The 388-nt window shown below is 44.3% G+C and carries 1 protein-coding gene; it reads left to right on the forward strand.

All coding sequences use genetic code 11. From position 1 onward, the window contains the following. Positions 1 to 388: efflux RND transporter permease subunit (locus NLF92_RS12695; protein WP_254102563.1), on the forward strand; the 388-nt coding region annotated here is incomplete at both ends.

The raw sequence follows: 388 nt of genomic DNA on the forward strand, positions 1-388 counted from the left end.
TGTGCCGCAACTAGATGAGGGTGACATAGCCCTTCATGCAATGAGAGTGCCCGGCACAGGAATTGAACAAGCTGTCGATTTGCAAAAACGGCTTGAACAGGTCATTATGCAATACCCACAGGTAAACACCGTATTTGCTAAAACGGGTACTGCTGAGGTGGCTACTGATGCTATGCCACCCAACGTCACTGACACTTTTGTAATGCTAAAACCAATTGATGAATGGCCAAACCCTGCATTATCGAAAGCGGAATTTGTCGAGCAATTGGAGAGGGATCTTCAAAATGTACCCGGCAATAACTATGAGTTTACGCAACCTATACAGATGCGCTTTAACGAATTAATTAGTGGCGTTAGGGCAGATTTAGGGATCAAGATATATGGTGAT

Origin of the sequence: Opacimonas viscosa, assembly GCF_024199005.1 — a bacterium.
Taxonomy (GTDB): Bacteria; Pseudomonadota; Gammaproteobacteria; order Enterobacterales; family Alteromonadaceae; genus Opacimonas; species Opacimonas viscosa.